Below are 15,451 nucleotides of genomic sequence, written 5' to 3'. Positions count from 1 at the left end.
GCTGGTTATCGGTGATTGCTATCAGTTAACTGTTGGTGTCGGCATAGCGTCGCAGCGCTTCCACCTGGACCGGATCCAATGACGGCCGCACCACCGACCGGGCCGCGGCCACATCCGCCGCCGTCACATCGGCGGCCGCGACATCGCGGCGCATGGCCGCCAGCGCCGCCTCCCGCAGCAGCGCCGCGCAATCCGCGGCCGAATACCCGTCCAGCTCCTTGGCCAGTGTCAGCAGATCGACATCGGCGGCCAGCGGCACCGAACGGCCCGCCGTGCGCAGGATCTCCAGCCGCGCCGCGTCATCCGGCGGCGGCACGAAGATCGACCGCTCCAGCCGGCCCGGCCGCAGCAGCGCCGGATCGATCAGCTCCGGCCGGTTGGTCGCCGCCAGCACCACCACATCGCGCAGCGGCTCCACGCCGTCCAGTTCGGTGAGCAGCGCCGCGACCACCCGATCACCGACCCCGGAATCGGCGCTCTGGCCGCGGCGCGGCGCGAGCGCGTCCACCTCGTCCAGGAAGATCAGCGACGGCGCCGAATCCCGGGCCCGCTGGAACAATTCGCGCACCGCCCGCTCCGAGGAACCGACCCACTTGTCCATCAGCTCCGCGCCCTTCACCGCGTGCACGCTCAGCTGGCCGCTGCCCGCGAGCGCTCGCACCAGGAAGGTCTTGCCGCAGCCCGGCGGACCGTAGAGCAGCACACCGCGCGGCGGCTGCACCCCGAGCCGGGCGAAGGAGTCCGGATGCCGCAGCGGCCACAGCACCGTTTCGGTCAGCGCCTGCTTGGTTTCGGCCATATCGCCGACATCGTCGAGACTCAGACTGCCGATCGCGAGCTCCTCCATCCCCGAGCGGGACAGCGGGCGGATCACCTCCAGCGCACCGGACAGATCGTCCTGGGTGAGCCGGGGCGGCGTCTGCTCCCGGGCGCTGCGCGAGGCCGCGCGCAGGGCCGCCTCCCGGCACAGCGCGGCGAGATCGGCGACCACGAAACCCGGTGTCCGCGCGGCGATGTCGTCCAGTCGCAGCTCCGCGGTTGGCACCTTGCGCAGCAGCTGTTCCAGCAGCGCCTTGCGCACCGCCGCCGTCGGCAGGGCCAGGGCCAGCTCGCGGTCGCACAGATCCGGCGTCCGCAGCCGGGCATCCACCCGGCTCGGATGCGCGGTGGTGGCCAGGAACGCGATGCACGGCGAGGCCACCGCGGCGCGCAGCTGATCGAGGATGAGGGTGGCCACCGGTTCGGCCTGCGCGGGCAGCAGCGCATCGATATCGGTGATCAGCAGGATCCCGCCCTGCCCCGATCCGACCTCGGCGACCGCCGCCGCAACCTGCCGCAGCCGATTGCCGCCCTCCTCGGCGCCGATGGTCGGGCCGTCGAGTTCCACCACCCGGCGCGGCGCGGCCACCGCGCGGGCCAGGGTGGTCTTGCCGACTCCCGCCGGTCCGGTGATCAGCACGCCGAGATGCGGTGTGGCGCCGAGGGTTTTGAGCAGCTCCGGTTCGTCCAGGGCCAGGCTGAGCCATTCGGTCAGCTTGGCGGCCTGGGTGTGCGCGCCCGCCAGCTCCTCGACCGCGACCGGCGGACTGGACGCGCTGGTGGCACTGCGACCCAGCTGACCGCCGTCGGTGGTGGCGATGGAATCCGGCGCGGCACCGGCGGCCGGCGGCGCGCCGAGCGCGCCCGCGCCCCACACCACCGCGGTGTTGGGCTGCACGCTCACCGGGCCCGGCGTCGGATCGGTCGCGGTGACGGTGAGCAGTTCGGTGGTCCAGGCGATCCCGAAGGTCCGCGACAGTGCCTGGCTGGCCGCCGCGGACGGCAGATCCGGACCCAGATCACGCGGCAGCAGCGATACCGCGTCGCCGACCGTGACCACCTTGCCGAGCAGTGCCTGGCGCAGGGTGGCCGCGGGAATCGCCCGGGTGGCGTGCGCCGAGCCGCTCACCGAAATCTGTTTGGCGCCATACACGGTCGCGGGGGAGACCACCACGGTGGCGTTCTCCCGCAGCCCGGCATTGGACAGCGTGACATCGTCGAGCAGCGCGACCCCGGCGGGCGTGCCCGCGGGCGCGCACCCGACCACGGCGGCGGTGCGCCGCGACCCGTGCAGTGCGATGCCGTCCCACTCGCGCAGGCCGAGCGCGGCCAGCGCCTCCGGATGTAGCCGCACCACCCCGCGCCGGGCGTCGGCGGCGGACGGATTCAGGCGAGCGGTGAGCGGAAGATCGGCCACCGTGCCCATTCTGCCCGCGTCATCGAGTGTGGGGTGCGGACTTCGTCTACTTCTGAGTGACGATGCCCGCCGCGATCGCGACCGGCTTGCCCGCGTTGCTGCCGGCCAGGCAGACCAGCTTCGCGGTGCCCAGCGCGACGTTCGGGCTGCCCGCGAAGGTGCTGTCCGGGTTCTCCGCCAGGATCTCCTCGACCAGCGACTTCTGCTCCTCGGCCGGGAGCGCCTTGAAGTCGCCGCAGCTGGTGCGCGAGGCGGTGCCCAGCTTCGAGGTGTCGATCGGGCTGGCCGGGGCCGCCGCGCTGTCGGTGCTGGTCGGCGCGCTCGCGCTCGGGCCGGCCGTCGAGGTGGGCGCGCTGCCCTTGCGCAGGCCGCTCGCGTCGTCGGAACTGTCGGAACCGCCGCAGGCGGTCAGTGTCAGTGCCACCGCGCCGGCGGCCAAAGCCATGACGGAAATTCGCTTCATGTGGTGCTTTCCCCGGTGCCTCCGGACGCCGGGACCTCCGGCGCTCGGTGCAGCGTACCGGGTGTGCTCAGTGCACGTGCGACTGCCAATCCGCGGGAACCCGTCCGCGCGGCCCCGGCACGCCCTGATCGGCCGGATGGCTGTGCGGCGGAGCCAGTTCCGGACCCTCGCCGTACATTTCCTCGGTCAGGTAGTTCCAGTACCAGTCCTCGCCCGGTTCGAAGCTCTGGATGAACGGGTGCCCGGAGTCCTTGGCGTGCGCGGACGCGTGCTGCGACGGTGAGGAATCGCAGCAACCGACGTGGCCGCACTGCGCGCACCGGCGCAGATGCACCCACCAGCCCCCGACGGTTTCGCATTCGACACAGCCGGTTCCGCTCGGCGCGGCCGCGGGGTCGATCCCTTCGATAGCTTCAGACATCGGTCGCCTCCGGTGCGGGTGTCTCGGGGTGCAGGGGTAGCCGGACGATGAATCGGGTGTTGCCCGGCTCGGATTCGACGCGGATATCACCGTTGTGCTTGTTGACCACGATCCGGAAGGAGATGTCCAGACCGAGGCCGGTGCCCTCGCCGACGGGTTTGGTGGTGAAGAACGGCTCGAAGATCCGGCGCAGCACCGCATCCGGTACACCGGGCCCGGTGTCGCCGATTTCGATTGCCGCACAGTCACTTTCCTTGTAGGTGCGGACGGTGAGCGTACCCTGCCCGGCCATGGCGTAGACCGCGTTGTCGATCAGATTGGTCCACACCTGGTTCAATTCGGCGGCGTAGCAGGGGATCTGGGGCAGCGAGCGGTCATAGTCCTTGACCACCGTGATGTGGTCGCCGATTTTGCGGCCCAGCATCACCAGCGTGCTGTCGAGCAGTTCGTGCAGGTCCACCACCTGGAACGGGGCCCGGTCCATCTGCGAATACTGTTTGGCCGCACCGACGAGGGTGGAGATCCGCGTGGTCGAGTCGGCGATCTCGTTCATCAGCAGCTCGGTCTCGATGGTGTAGTTCAGCCAGCGGACCGCGCCTTCGAACACCTGATCCGCGCAGCCCTCCAGGGTGCCGTGCACGGTCTCGAGCCAGTCCACGTCGATGCCGGCCTGCACGAAGTTCGGCGCGAGATCCCAGCCGCCGGAGATCTGATGGTCCTCGAACCACTCGCCCAGCGCCTCTTCCCGGTCGCTGGCCTCCATGACTGACAGCATCGCGGAGCGATTCGATGAGGGGCGGTGGTCGGGCGACGGGTGGGCCAGATCCGGCGCCTTGGCGACCTTGTCGGCGGCCTCCTCCTGCCAGCGCACCAGGGTGACCAGGACTTCGGGCGAGAACTTGCCCTCGGCCATCATGGCCAGCTTGTGCCGCATGCCCGCGACGCGATCACGCAATCCGGACGTGGCGCGCACCGCGGCCGCGGCCGGATTGTTCAGTTCGTGGGTCAGGCCCGCCGACAGCGAACCCAGTGCGAGCAGCCGTTCCCGTTCGGCCACACGCTGATTGGTCTTGCGATTGCCGTAGAACGCGCCCTCCAGCAGATGCACCGCCATCGGGAACCACTCGCGCATCATGCGCGCGAAGGTGCCCGCGTCCAGCACGAAGAACCGGGATTTTCGGGTCACATACATCGACCCGGTGTAGTTCTGCTCGACCTTGTCGCCCAGGTAGGCGGTCCAGGCGCCGGAGTAGACGCCCCGGTAGTCGGTGCGGTTCAGCTCGAGCTCGGTGCCGCCGGACAGTTTGGTGATCCGCACCTCGCCGTCCATCAGCACGTAGAAGCAGGTCGCCGGATCGCCTTCGCGGAATACCAGTCCCGGCTCCAGGTATTCGATCTTGCCGTCGGCGCACAGCCAGGCCAGCTGCTCGTCGTTCAGCTTCTCGAACAGGAACAGGGTGCGCAGCTCGGCGGGATCACAGATTCCGTGCGAGACCCGCGCCGCGATTTCTTCGGTCATTTCACTTGCTCCTACGCGAGGTACCGGTGCACGAACATGACGGCCATGGCGCCCTCACCGACCGCGGACGCCACCCGCTTGGCCGATTCGGCGTGCACGTCACCGGCCACGAAGACGCCGGGCACGTTGGTTTCCAGGTGGTGCGGTGAGCGCGGCAGCTCCCAGCCGCCGGGGCGTTCGCCGTCGACGGTCAGGTCCGGGCCCGCCAGCACGAAACCCGCCGCGTCCCGCTTGACCACGCCGTCGAGCCACTCGGTCTGCGGCGCCGCGCCGATGAACAGGAACAGGCGCTCCGCCTCGGCCTTCTCCTCGACGCCGGTCGCGTTGTCGCGCAGCATGATCCACTGGAGATGGTCCTCGCCTTCGGCGCCGATCACCTCGGTCCGGTGGTGCACCTTGATATTCGGGATCTGCTCGATCTGCTGGATCAGATAGTGCGACATGGATTTCTCCAGCGAATCCGCGCGCACCACCAGATGAACGGTGCGGGCGTTGCGGGAAAGGAACACCGCCGCCTGCCCGGCCGAATTGGCCCCGCCCACGATATAGACGTCGTGGTCGGCGCATTCGGTCGCCTCGGTCATCGCCGAGCCGTAATACACGCCGCGACCGGTGAATTCGTCGACGCCGGGCGCGGGATGGCGCCGGTAGTCGACGCCGGTCGCGATGATGACGGTGTGCGCGCACAGCCGCCCGCCGTCGGCGAAGGTCACCGTGCGCGCCGACCCGTTGACCTCCAGGCCCACCACCTCGCGGGTGGTGATCACCTCGGCGCCGAACTTCGCGGCCTGGCGCCGGGCCCGATCGGCCAGCTGCGCGCCGGACAGTCCGTCGGGGAAGCCCAGGTAGTTCTCGATGCGGGAGCTCTGCCCGGCCTGTCCGCCGGTGGCGGTGCGTTCCACCAGCACAGTGCGCAGGCCCTCGGAGGCGCCGTAGACGGCCGCGCCCAGGCCCGCGGGGCCGCCGCCGACCACGATGAGGTCGTAGAAGTCGCCGGTGGGGTTGACGGTCAGGCCGACGTGTTCGGCCAGTTCGCTGTCGGTGGGCTCGACCAGCGCCTGCCCGTCGGAGGTGATGACGACGGGGCAGCGGTCGGATCCGACGCCGGCGGCTTCCAGCAGCCGCCCGCCCTCGGCCTCCTCGGCCAGGTACCAGCGGTAGGGCAATTGGTTGCGCGCCAGGAATTCCCGGACCTGCGAACATCGCGGCGACCAGCGGTTGCCGACCACCTTGGTCTCGGTGACCGGCCGATTCGCGCTGCCGCGCCAGGCTTCCAGCAGGCCGTCGAGCACCGGATACAGCTTCTCCTCCGGCGGATCCCACGGCTTGAGCAGATAGTGGTCCAGGTCGACGACATTGATCGCGTCGATCGCGGCGGAGGTGTCGGCGTAGGCGGTGAGCAGCACGCGCCGGGCGTACGGGTGCAGGTCCATGGCCTGCTCGAGGAATTCGATACCGTCCATGCCGGGCATGCGGTAGTCGGCGATCAGGACCGCGACCGGCTGGCCACGCAGTTTCATCTCGCGCAGGGCGTCGAGGGCGTCGGCTCCCGATTCGGCGCGCAGGATCCGGTAGTCGGCGCCGTAGCGGCGGCGCAGATCGCGCACTACCGCGCGGGATACGCCGGGATCGTCGTCGACGCTGAGGATGGCCGGCTTCGGAGCAGCTGGAGCAGTCACCCGACGATTATCCCGTGTCGGGCTGTGGCCTGTCCTGTCCGTGCCAGGGGCCGGCGCTCAGTATTGATGGTGGTTGACCAGATCGAGTTCGGTCGGCGTGAGCAGTCGTTCCAGCTTTTCCTCGGTCGGGCGAGCTTTCGCGGGGCGTCCGTCTTCGGGTTCGATCGAAGGCAGCTGCGGAAGATCGTGGTTACGGCGACGGGGTAGGAGCGAGCGCAGTTTCACAGCCGATCACCTCACGCTGGATGGGAAAGTTGGTGGCAGTGCGTCTGTTGTTGCTACGTCTATCAACCATTCTGCGCCCGTTATTACAGCGGGCGGGCTCCGGGCGGCCAAAATGTGACCCGGTTGTATTCCAATTGGCTCTCACTATTATGTGTTACATCTCGTCACTCTCAATACGGAGGCACCGTTGCCGAAGAATCTCGAAGCGTCCATCGATATCGACGCGACCCCCGACCAGGTCTGGCGAGTGGTGTCCGATCTGAAGCGCATTCCCGAATTCAGCCCGCAGACCGTGCGCACCTTCCCGATCGGCAAGGTCAAGGTCGGTACCTTCGCGGTCAACCTGAACCGGGACGGCAAGCTGTTCTGGCCCACCACCTCCCGTGTCGTGCGCATCGAGCCCAACACCGCGTTCGCCTTCAAGGTGCTCGACAATCGGATGATCTGGAGCTTCACCCTCGAGCCCACCGCCGCCGGCACCCGCCTGATCCAGCGCCGCGAGGCGCCCAACGGCACCACCGCGATCTCCCGCAAGGCGATCGAACTCGGGATGGGCGGCTACGACCGCTTCGACGGTGTCCTGGTGGCCGGGATGAACCAGACCTTGCAGGCGATCAAGCGCACCGTCGAAGCGGGCCGCTGAGTCACTTCCAGTTGGGCAGGGTGACCACCTGCGCCGCGTAGGACAGGCCCGCGCCGAACGCGATCAACAGTGCGGTGGCGCCGGGCTTGGTCTCGCCCTTGCGCAGCATTGCCTCCATGGCCAGCGGAATCGAGGCGGCCGAGGTATTGCCGGTCTCCTCGATGTCGTTGGCCAGCGCGCAGTTCTCCGGCAACTTCAGCACCCGCGCCATGATCTCGATGATCCGGCCGTTGGCCTGATGCGGGATCATCGCGTCCATATCGTCGGTGGAAAGCCCCGCGCGATCGATGGCGTCGCGGCACACCTTCTCCAGCGAGTGCGCGGCCCAGCGGAAGACGGCCGTACCCTCCATCGCCAGATAGGGCCGGACCGCGTCGGTGCCCTTCGCCTCGATCTCGGCGAAGAACTCGACCCAGTCCTTGTCCTGGCGGATGGCGTGGTGCTGGGTGCCGTCCGAACCCCACACCGTGGGACCGATACCCGGTTCCTCGGCGGGGCCCACCACCACCGCGCCCGCGCCGTCGGCAAACAGGAAGGCGGTGGAGCGGTCGGCCGGATTGATCGTGTCGGTCAGCTTCTCCACGCCGATCACCAGCACGTTCTTGGCGGTGCCGCCGCGTACCAGATCCGAGGCCAGCGCCAGCGCGTGACAGAAGCCGGCGCAGCCGGCCGAGATGTCGAAGGCGGCGGCGCCGTTCATGCCGAGCTCGGTCGCGATCCGCGGCGCGGCCGCGGGGGTGAGCAGTAGGTGCGTGGAGGTCGCCACGATGACGCAGTCGATCTGGTCGACCTCGATCTCGGCGGCTTCGATGGCGTCGCGTGCGGCGGCCACGCTCATGGATTGGATGGTTTCGGAGTCGTCGGCGAAACGCCTGGTCTTGATGCCGGATCGGGTACGGATCCACTCGTCGCTCGAGTTGATCGGCCCCGCGACTTCCTCGTTCGTGACTACCCGGGCCGGGCGATATACGCCGAGCCCGAGAATCGCGGTGTGCTCTGCTCCCGTGGTCTGGGCGAATCGAGCAGACATGTGCGTCTCCTATGTACCTGGCGCTGCCTCATCAATGTTGCCTCTGAGCAGACATGAGGCCCCCTCATATTAGCCCGGACCCGGCGCGGCGGAAGTGCGTATTCTCACATTCGCCGGGTATACCGAGTTGAGCACGCCATCTGCTAGGGGCGTGCGTCCCAACTAGTGGATGCGAGGTTTCCATGCTGGGTCTCGGGATCATCGGCTGGATCATCATCGGCGGCATCGCCGGATGGATCGCCAGCAAGTTCATGGGGACAGACGCCCAACAGGGCATCGTCCTCAATGTCGTGGTCGGAGTCGTCGGCGGCCTGCTCGGCGGCTTCCTGCTGAAGCTGCTGGGCGTGGACGTCGAAGGTGGCGGTCTCATCTTCAGCTTCCTCACCTGCCTCGGTGGCGCCGCCCTGCTGCTGTTCCTGGTGAAGCTGGTAACCGGGCGCCGACCAGCACGCTGACCGGGCGACGCCGTCCGCGCGTGCCGCAGGCTCCGTTCCCGTAAGGTGTGATCGCTTGCGTCAGCCCTATCGTTGAGGGGCGCAAACCTTCTGCACCGAGCACGAAAGAGGAGCCTGTGGCACGCCGTCCCACCCCGCCCGGCACGCCCGATACGACCGCGGTCGGTCACGTGATCGACCTGGTTCGATCCGCGATCCCGCCGTTGCATCCGGCCGGGCTGCCGTTCGTGGCCGCCCCGCTCGCGGTCGCACTCCTCGGCGGCAAGCGCAAGTGGGTGCGCCGCGGCGGGCTGCTGGCCGCCGCCGCCATCGCCGGGTTCTTCCGGCACCCGCATCGGGTGCCGCCGAACCGCGCGGGTGTCGTGGTCGCGCCCGCCGACGGCGAGATCGCCCTGGTCGACACCGCCGCCCCGCCCGCCGAACTGGGCCTGGGCGATCAACCAGTGCCCCGCGTGAGCATCTTCCTGTCCGTGCTGGACGTCCACGTGCAGCGGGTTCCGGTCTCCGGCGTGGTGCGCGAGGTGCTGCATCAGCCCGGCCAGTTCAAATCGGCCGACCTGCCCGACGCGAGCTCGGTCAACGAGCGCAACAGCATGATCCTGGAGACCGTGCACGGCGAGCAGCTGGTCGTGGTGCAGATCGCGGGCCTGCTGGCCCGCCGCATCGTATGCGACGCCCAGAAGGGTGACGTGCTCACCATCGGCGACACCTACGGCCTGATCCGCTTCGGATCGCGGGTCGACACCTATTTCCCGGCCGGGACCGAGCTGCTGGTGCAGCCCGGGCAGCGCACGATCGGGGGCGAAACCGTCCTGGCCGTGCTGGCCGGTTCATGATGGAGGCCGCGGCGCCCAAGCAGCGGCGGCGTTCGATTCGCCTGCTGCCCAGCGTCGTCACCATCCTGGCGCTGTGCGCGGGCCTGTCGGCGGTGAAGTTCGCCCTCGACGGTCGCTTGGACATCTCGCTGGCCATGATCGGCGCGGCTGCGGTGCTGGACACCCTGGACGGGCGTCTGGCCCGAATGCTGGACGCCACCAGCAAGATCGGCGCGGAGCTGGATTCGCTGTCCGACGCGATCTCCTTCGGTGTCGCGCCCGCGCTGGTCCTCTACGTGACGCTGCTGGACAGTAGCAGCGCCGGCTGGATCATCGCGCTGCTGTACGCGGTGAGCCTGGTGCTGCGCCTGGCCCGGTTCAACACCCTGCTCGACGACGACACCCGGCCGGACTGGTCGCGGGAGTACTTCGTCGGTGTGCCCGCGCCCGCGGCGGCATTGATCGCGCTCGCGCCGATCGCGCTGTACGTGCAGTTCGATGAACCCTCGTGGATCGGTTTCTGGCCGGTGGCGGCGTGGACGGTGTTCGCGGCGGCGCTGGCGGTCAGCACGATTCCGACTCTGGCCATGAAGTCGGTGTCGGTGGCGCCGCAGGCGGCGGCCGGGCTGCTGGTCCTGGTCGCGGTGGCCGCGGCGCTGCTGGTGACCTACCCGCTGGTGCTGCTGCTGATCCTGGTCGGCCTGTATCTGGGGCACATTCCGTTCGCCTGGCATTCGCAGCGCTGGGTGGCCGCGCGGCCGGAGACCTGGCAGCACAAGCCGGCCGAGCGCCGGGCGCAGCGCCGGGCGCAGCGTCGCCGACCGGCCTTGCGGCGCCCCGCGATTCGGGTGTCGAGTGCGCGGCTGCGGCTGCGCCGCCCGGGGGCCAAGCGGCCGTCGGAGGACTGACCCAAGACACGACCCAGGATTCCGCAAGCCCCGAAAGGTAGTGTCACTCCAGGCGATCGAGCCGACTCGAGCGCGGGAGGAGGGTGGCGGTGGAATCCGACGGTCTGCACGAATTCCAGACCCATCGCCCCAGACTGTTCGCGCTCGCCTACCGCATGCTTGGTTCGGCGCGCGAGGCGGAGGACGCGGTGCGCGAGGCCGGGCTGCGCTGGAGCGCCGGTCGCGCCGGTGTCCGGTCGGCGGAGGTCTGGCTGACCGCCACGGTCGCGAATCTGTGTCGGGCACGGCTGGTTTCGGCGCAGGCGCACCGGGCCGACTATGCCGGTGCATGGCTGCCCGAGCCGGTGCCGACCGCGGGTGGCGTGCTCGGTCCGCTGGAATCCGTCGAAGAGCGCGAACAGGTTTCGCTCGCACTACTGACCGTGCTGGAACGGCTCGAGCCCGCCGAGCGGGCGATTCTGGTGCTGCGCGAGGGTTTCGGGTACGCCCATCGCGAGATCGCCGACATGCTGGAGCTGGCCGAGGCCGAGGTGCAGCGGGCCTATCGGCGGGCCCGGGCGCGGGCACGAGAGGGTAAGGGGCGCTTGGAGTTTCCGGGGGCCGAGGCGCGGGCGCGGTGGGAGCGTCTGCTGCGGGCGGCGCGGGCCGGTGCGGTCGAGGAGCTGGCGGGGATGCTCGCCGCCGATATCGCGGTGACGGTCGACAGTGGCGGTCGCGTGGGCGAGCCGGTGGCGGGTGGTGCGGCGGCCGCGCGGTTTCTGGTCGGGCTGTTCAGGGCCGAGGACGGCGTGGAGGTCGGGCTGGAGGAGGTCAACGGGGGGCTGGCGGCGGTGGGCCGACAGCGAGGCCGGCCGGTGCTGGTCCTCGATATCGAGGCGGTGAACGGGGTGGTGGGCGCGGTGCGCGTGGTGCTCGGGCGCGGCAAATTGGCATTTCTCGCGGGCCTGACCGGCTGATTCTCGCAATGTCAACGCATGGTTGACGAGACGCGGTCGTCAACTTATCGTTGACGGCATGACGTCTTCCTTTCGCCTCGACGACCTGATCTCCGGCATCAAGAAGGCCCGCCCCGACAACCCGCTCGACCAACTCTCCGACGCCGTGGTCGCCGCCGGTCACCTCGGTGAACTCGCCGACCACCTGATCGGCCACTTCGTCGACCAGGCTCGGCGCTCCGGCGCCTCCTGGACCGACATCGGCGGCAGCATGGGGGTCACCAAGCAGGCCGCGCAGAAGCGGTTCGTGCCGAAGCAGCCCGGCGACGCCGCCGCCATGGACCCGAACGCGGGCTTCGCCAAGTTCACCGACCGCGCCCGCAAGGTCGTGGTCGCCGCACAGGAGCAGGCCCGCGCCGCCGGCAACCCCGAGATCAGCACCGCCCACCTCGTCATCGGCCTGCTCGACCAGCCCGAAGGGCTCGGCGCGCAGGAGATCATCGCCAACGGCGTCACCCTCGAGGCCGCCCGCGCGGCCGCTCGAGCCGCCGTCCCCGCCTCCGACGGCAGCGATCTGCCCGCGCTGATCCCGTTCGACGCCGAGGCCCGCAAGGCCCTCGAGCTCACCTTCCGTGAAGCACTTCGCCTGGGCCACAACTACATCGGCACCGAACACCTGCTGCTCGCCCTGCTCGAACAGGAGAACGGCGCCGGCCTGCTCACCGATCTCGGCGTCGACAAGGCCAAATCCGAAGCCCATATCCAGGAACTGCTTTCGGTCTATCTGAACCAGAAGTCCCCGCAGGGCTGAGGTTTTCAGGACAAGCGATCCGGGCGCGCGAGCGCGGCCAGCCGGACCCGGTTCGTGGCTCCGGTTTTCGCCATCAGGTTGGTGACGTGAGTTTTGACAGTGGTGACGCCGACATGCAGGGCGGTGGCGATCTCGGCGTTGGAGCGGCCCTCGGCGAGCAGAGTCAGCACCTCGGACTCGCGCGGCGTGAGGCCGAAAACGATGGCGGGATCCGGGGTTTCGGTGCTGATACCGGTGCGGGCCGCGATCGCCGAATCGACCACGCGCTGTAGGACATCGGGGGAGAAGGGGCGACCACCCGCGGCGGCACGGCGGATGCCGTCGAGCAGATCGCCGGGTGCGGCGTCCTTGACCAGGAAGCCGCAGGCGCCGGCGGTCAGCGCGGGGTAGAGGTGTTCGTCGTCGTCGAAGGTGGTCAGGGCGATCACCCGGGTCGCGGGGCGGGCCGCGAGAATCGCCGTGGTAGCGCGAATTCCGTCCATCCCGGGCATACGCAGATCCATCAGCACCACATCCGGGCGCGCCTGATCGGCCAGGCGCACCGCGTCGGCGCCGGTGCCCGCCTCGCCGATCACCTCCAGATCACCGGCGGTCTCGCACAGCATCCGCAGACCCGCCCGCACCAGGCGCTGATCATCGACGATGAGCACGCGAATGGTCACGCGGCCCCGCCGTCCGACAGCGCCGTCGTGGGCAGGTGTGCGGCCAGCCGCCAGCCGGTCGCGGTCGCGCCCGCCGCCAGCGATCCGCCGAGCAGGGCCACCCGCTCGCGCAATCCGATCAGTCCGACGCCGCCCGCACCGGACGGCGGCACGGCACCGGAACCGTTGTCGCACAGCAGGAAATCGACGCCGTCCGCGGTGCCCGAGATGGCCAGGCGGGCCGCCGCCGCGGTGCCCGCGTGTTTGACGGTATTGGCCAGCCCCTCCTGGGTCAGCCGCAGCAGGGTCAGGCCGACCGGGGCGTCCACCGCGCTGATACCCGTGCTCACCTCCGCATCGATCCGCAACCCGAGCCCGCGGGCCCGACGTACCGCCTCGCCGATGGCCTCCGGCAGATCGGCCGGGGCGACGAAGGATTCACCACCGGCCTGTGGATCGCGCAGGATGGTCACCAGTTTGCGCAGGTCCACCAGGGTGGCCTTGCCGCTGGCGTGGATATCGTCGAGCACCTCGAGCAGCGCGGGCGGCGCGTCGGGCACCGCGTGCCGGGCCACGCCGACCCGCAGCACGGTGGACGAAACATGGTGTGCGATCAGATCATGCAGTTCGCGGGCGATGGCGGTGCGCTCGACCGCGCGGGCGGCAGCGATCTCGGATTCCCGGCGCTGGGTGAGTTCCGCGGCCTCGCGCCGGGCCCGGCGCGCGTTGTCCCCGGCCACCCGCAGCAGCACACCCAACAGCAGCGGCGCCGCCGCCATCACGATCGCCCGATAGCCGGTGGCCGCGACGCCGCCCGCCGGATGCGCCAGATATGCCCCGGCCAGCGCGACCGCGCCCAGCAGCGGCGGCCAACCACGTTTGCGGACAGCGAGTTCGGCGAGCGCGACCGCGGCGGCGACCTTCGACACCGCGGGCCCGGTCTGCCCGAACTCGAATCCGAGCAGCAGCAGGGCGGTAGCGCACAGCGAGGTGGCCAGCGGCCAGCGCGCGCCGCCGGCTACCGCCAGCACCGACAGCACCGCGATCGCCCAGTCCAGCCCCGAGGGCGCGTCGACCAGCAGTAGCAGATATCCCGCGCCCAGCACCAGCAGCACGGCCAGGCGGATCGGCAGCGACCGGGCATCCAGCAGCCAGTCCAGGCCGCGGCCCATATCGCTCGACTCCACCACGTACCCATGATGCCGCCCGGTCCGCCCGCGCGTCTCCTACCGGGGGAGGAGACGGCTCCACCCCGCGGCCGTGCGCGCGGCCCCGCGGGCGGATCCGAAACACGGCTCGCCCGGCCAGAGTCGAAGCATGACCGAAACGAACGACACCCCCGAGGAATCGGCCGCCACGCCGAAACCCAACCGGCGCAAGCTGTTCGGCATGACCGCCGCCGGGCTCGCGGCCGGCGCCGCCGCCGGGGTGGCGGGCGGGATAGCGCTCGGCGCCGACTCCAACCCGCCCCGCGCACAGCACGGCGGCCGCCGCCGCTTCGCCGGCCAGGTCGTGGTGATCACCGGCGGCACCTCCGGTATCGGTGCGGCCGCGGCCCGGCAGTTCGCGGCCGAAGGCGCCGCGGTCGCCTTCTGCGGACGACGGGTGGACCGCGGGCAGCAGGTGGAACGCGAGATCCGCGCCGCGGGCGGCGAGGCCACCTATCTCCGTGCCGACGTGCTGATCGAAAGCGAGGTGCGCGACTTCGTCGAGGCGGCGGCGCGGCAGTACGGCGGGCTGCACGTGGCATTCAACAACGCGGGCATCACCATTCAGAAGAAACTGCACGAATACACCACCGATGATTTCGACCGCGTGCTCGGCACCAATCTGCGCGGTGTCTTCCTGTCGATGAAATACCAAGTGCCGCACCTGATCCGATCCGGCGGCGGCACCATCGTGGTGACCTCGTCGAGTAACGCGCTCGCCACCGACGCCGGGCGCGCGGCCTATACGGCCGCCAAACGCGGGCTGGTCGGGCTGGTGCAGTCCGCGGCCCTGGACTACGCGGCCGACGGCATCCGGATCAACACGCTGGTGCCCGGCACCACCGACACCGAACTGGTCCGCCGGGCGGCCGGGATGGAGGCCGTGCCCGACGACGTCTACCAGGTGTTCATGAAACAGTGGGCGGGCTCCAATGTGCCCGGGCTGGGCCGGCTCGCGACCGCCGAGGAGATCGCCGCGTTCGCGCTGACCCTGGCCTCGCCGGAGCATCCGTATCTCACCGGCGCCCAACTGGTCATCGACGGTGGAAAGACCGCGCACGCATGACCGGGCTCCTGCTGCGCTTCGTGCTGGGCGAGCGGGCCATCGCCCAGCTGTCGCGTTTCGCGGCGGCGGGCGGGCTCGCCAATCTCGGCTATCTGCTGCCCTTCCTGGCGCTGTACGGCACCGGCGCGCAGCTGGCCAATCTGCTGGGTTCGGTGCTGAGCACCGTGCTCGCCAACGAACTGCACCGCCGCTTCACCTTCCGTTCGGCGCGGGTCGGCTGGCTCGCCGCGCATCTGAAGGGTGCGGGCACCGCCGTCGTCGCGCTGGCCGCGAGCTCGGCGACGCTGGCCGTGCTCGCCCGGCTCGCGCCGGGCCTGACCGGGGTGGCGGCGGCCGCGGCGGTGCTGGCGGTCTCCGGGGTGATCGGCGGACTGCGCTTTCTCGCCCTGCGCCACT

Annotated in this window: 16 protein-coding genes and 1 pseudogene; 8 read left to right on the top strand and 9 right to left on the bottom strand. The window is 70.0% G+C overall.

Going from position 1 to position 15,451, the window contains the following annotated elements:
* Nucleotides 1–25: 25 nt before the first annotated feature.
* The 6 genes from ACFVMC_RS24480 to ACFVMC_RS24455 form a co-directional block, all read right to left on the bottom strand.
* Nucleotides 26–2,245, bottom strand: a complete 2,220-nt coding sequence (locus ACFVMC_RS24480; protein WP_379213833.1) for an AAA family ATPase — start codon at nt 2,243–2,245, stop codon at nt 26–28.
* A 37-nt stretch (nt 2,246–2,282) separates the two neighbouring features.
* Nucleotides 2,283–2,699, bottom strand: a complete 417-nt coding sequence (locus tag ACFVMC_RS24475; protein ID WP_379213831.1) for a hypothetical protein — start codon at nt 2,697–2,699, stop codon at nt 2,283–2,285.
* A gap of 67 nt (nt 2,700–2,766) precedes the next feature.
* On the bottom strand, nt 2,767–3,120 hold the full coding sequence (locus ACFVMC_RS24470; RefSeq protein WP_379213829.1) for a UBP-type zinc finger domain-containing protein: 354 nt from the start codon (nt 3,118–3,120) through the stop codon (nt 2,767–2,769).
* Entirely contained in the window at nt 3,113–4,639 is a 1,527-nt protein-coding gene (locus tag ACFVMC_RS24465; protein ID WP_379213827.1) for an ATP-binding protein, read from the bottom strand. The genes ACFVMC_RS24470 and ACFVMC_RS24465 overlap by 8 nt, the downstream gene beginning before the upstream one ends.
* Before the next feature lie 11 nt (nt 4,640–4,650).
* Nucleotides 4,651–6,318 (bottom strand): FAD-dependent oxidoreductase, encoded by a 1,668-nt coding sequence (locus ACFVMC_RS24460; RefSeq protein ID WP_379213825.1) that lies wholly within the window; start codon nt 6,316–6,318, stop codon nt 4,651–4,653.
* A gap of 57 nt (nt 6,319–6,375) precedes the next feature.
* A complete protein-coding gene (locus tag ACFVMC_RS24455; protein ID WP_379213823.1) occupies nt 6,376–6,543 on the bottom strand; it encodes a hypothetical protein in 168 nt (55 codons plus the stop codon).
* 187 nt (nt 6,544–6,730) lie between these two features.
* Between ACFVMC_RS24455 and ACFVMC_RS24450 the strand changes: the two genes are divergently transcribed.
* Nucleotides 6,731–7,186 carry an SRPBCC family protein gene (locus ACFVMC_RS24450; RefSeq protein WP_379213821.1) on the top strand — a complete coding sequence of 152 codons (456 nt, stop codon included), beginning with the start codon at nt 6,731–6,733 and terminating at the stop codon, nt 7,184–7,186.
* 1 nt (nt 7,187) lies between these two features.
* Here the strand turns inward: ACFVMC_RS24450 and ACFVMC_RS24445 are convergent, their stop codons facing one another.
* Nucleotides 7,188–8,216, bottom strand: a complete 1,029-nt coding sequence (locus ACFVMC_RS24445) for a beta-ketoacyl-ACP synthase III (RefSeq protein ID WP_379213819.1) — start codon at nt 8,214–8,216, stop codon at nt 7,188–7,190.
* A 182-nt stretch (nt 8,217–8,398) separates the two neighbouring features.
* Here ACFVMC_RS24445 and ACFVMC_RS24440 point away from each other — a divergent pair, with 182 nt between their 5' ends.
* The 5 genes from ACFVMC_RS24440 (at nt 8,399) to ACFVMC_RS24420 (ending at nt 12,140) form a co-directional block, all read left to right on the top strand.
* A complete protein-coding gene (locus ACFVMC_RS24440; RefSeq protein WP_379213817.1) occupies nt 8,399–8,671 on the top strand; it encodes a GlsB/YeaQ/YmgE family stress response membrane protein in 273 nt (90 codons plus the stop codon).
* Nucleotides 8,672–8,787: 116 nt separating this feature from the next.
* Nucleotides 8,788–9,507: a phosphatidylserine decarboxylase gene (locus ACFVMC_RS24435; protein WP_379213815.1), complete on the top strand. Its 720-nt coding sequence runs from the start codon at nt 8,788–8,790 to the stop codon at nt 9,505–9,507.
* Nucleotides 9,507–10,394 (top strand): CDP-alcohol phosphatidyltransferase family protein, encoded by an 888-nt coding sequence (locus tag ACFVMC_RS24430; protein WP_379214084.1) that lies wholly within the window; start codon nt 9,507–9,509, stop codon nt 10,392–10,394. Before ACFVMC_RS24435 ends, ACFVMC_RS24430 begins: the two co-directional genes overlap by 1 nt.
* An 89-nt stretch (nt 10,395–10,483) precedes the next feature.
* Entirely contained in the window at nt 10,484–11,350 is an 867-nt protein-coding gene (locus ACFVMC_RS24425) for a sigma-70 family RNA polymerase sigma factor (protein ID WP_379213813.1), read from the top strand.
* 58 nt (nt 11,351–11,408) lie between these two features.
* Nucleotides 11,409–12,140: a Clp protease N-terminal domain-containing protein gene (locus ACFVMC_RS24420; protein WP_379213811.1), complete on the top strand. Its 732-nt coding sequence runs from the start codon at nt 11,409–11,411 to the stop codon at nt 12,138–12,140.
* 5 nt (nt 12,141–12,145) lie between these two features.
* Here ACFVMC_RS24420 and ACFVMC_RS24415 read toward each other — a convergent pair whose 3' ends face one another.
* Nucleotides 12,146–12,802: a response regulator gene (locus tag ACFVMC_RS24415; RefSeq protein WP_379213809.1), complete on the bottom strand. Its 657-nt coding sequence runs from the start codon at nt 12,800–12,802 to the stop codon at nt 12,146–12,148.
* Nucleotides 12,799–13,971, bottom strand: a complete 1,173-nt coding sequence (locus ACFVMC_RS24410; RefSeq protein WP_379213807.1) for a sensor histidine kinase — start codon at nt 13,969–13,971, stop codon at nt 12,799–12,801. Before ACFVMC_RS24410 ends, ACFVMC_RS24415 begins: the two co-directional genes overlap by 4 nt.
* Nucleotides 13,972–14,098: 127 nt before the next feature.
* Here ACFVMC_RS24410 and ACFVMC_RS24405 point away from each other — a divergent pair, with 127 nt between their 5' ends.
* Both ACFVMC_RS24405 and ACFVMC_RS24400 read left to right on the top strand, forming a co-directional pair.
* Nucleotides 14,099–15,055, top strand: a complete 957-nt coding sequence (locus ACFVMC_RS24405) for an SDR family NAD(P)-dependent oxidoreductase (protein WP_379213805.1) — start codon at nt 14,099–14,101, stop codon at nt 15,053–15,055.
* Nucleotides 15,052–15,447: pseudogene (locus ACFVMC_RS24400) on the top strand (GtrA family protein); the annotation flags it as partial. The gene ACFVMC_RS24405 and the pseudogene ACFVMC_RS24400, both read left to right, overlap by 4 nt.
* Nucleotides 15,448–15,451: the final 4 nt, after the last annotated feature.

The sequence above is a fragment of the Nocardia sp. NPDC127579 genome, assembly GCF_042672005.1.
Lineage (GTDB): Bacteria > Actinomycetota > Actinomycetes > Mycobacteriales > Mycobacteriaceae > Nocardia.
This window is presented reverse-complemented; position numbering and strand designations above follow the sequence as displayed.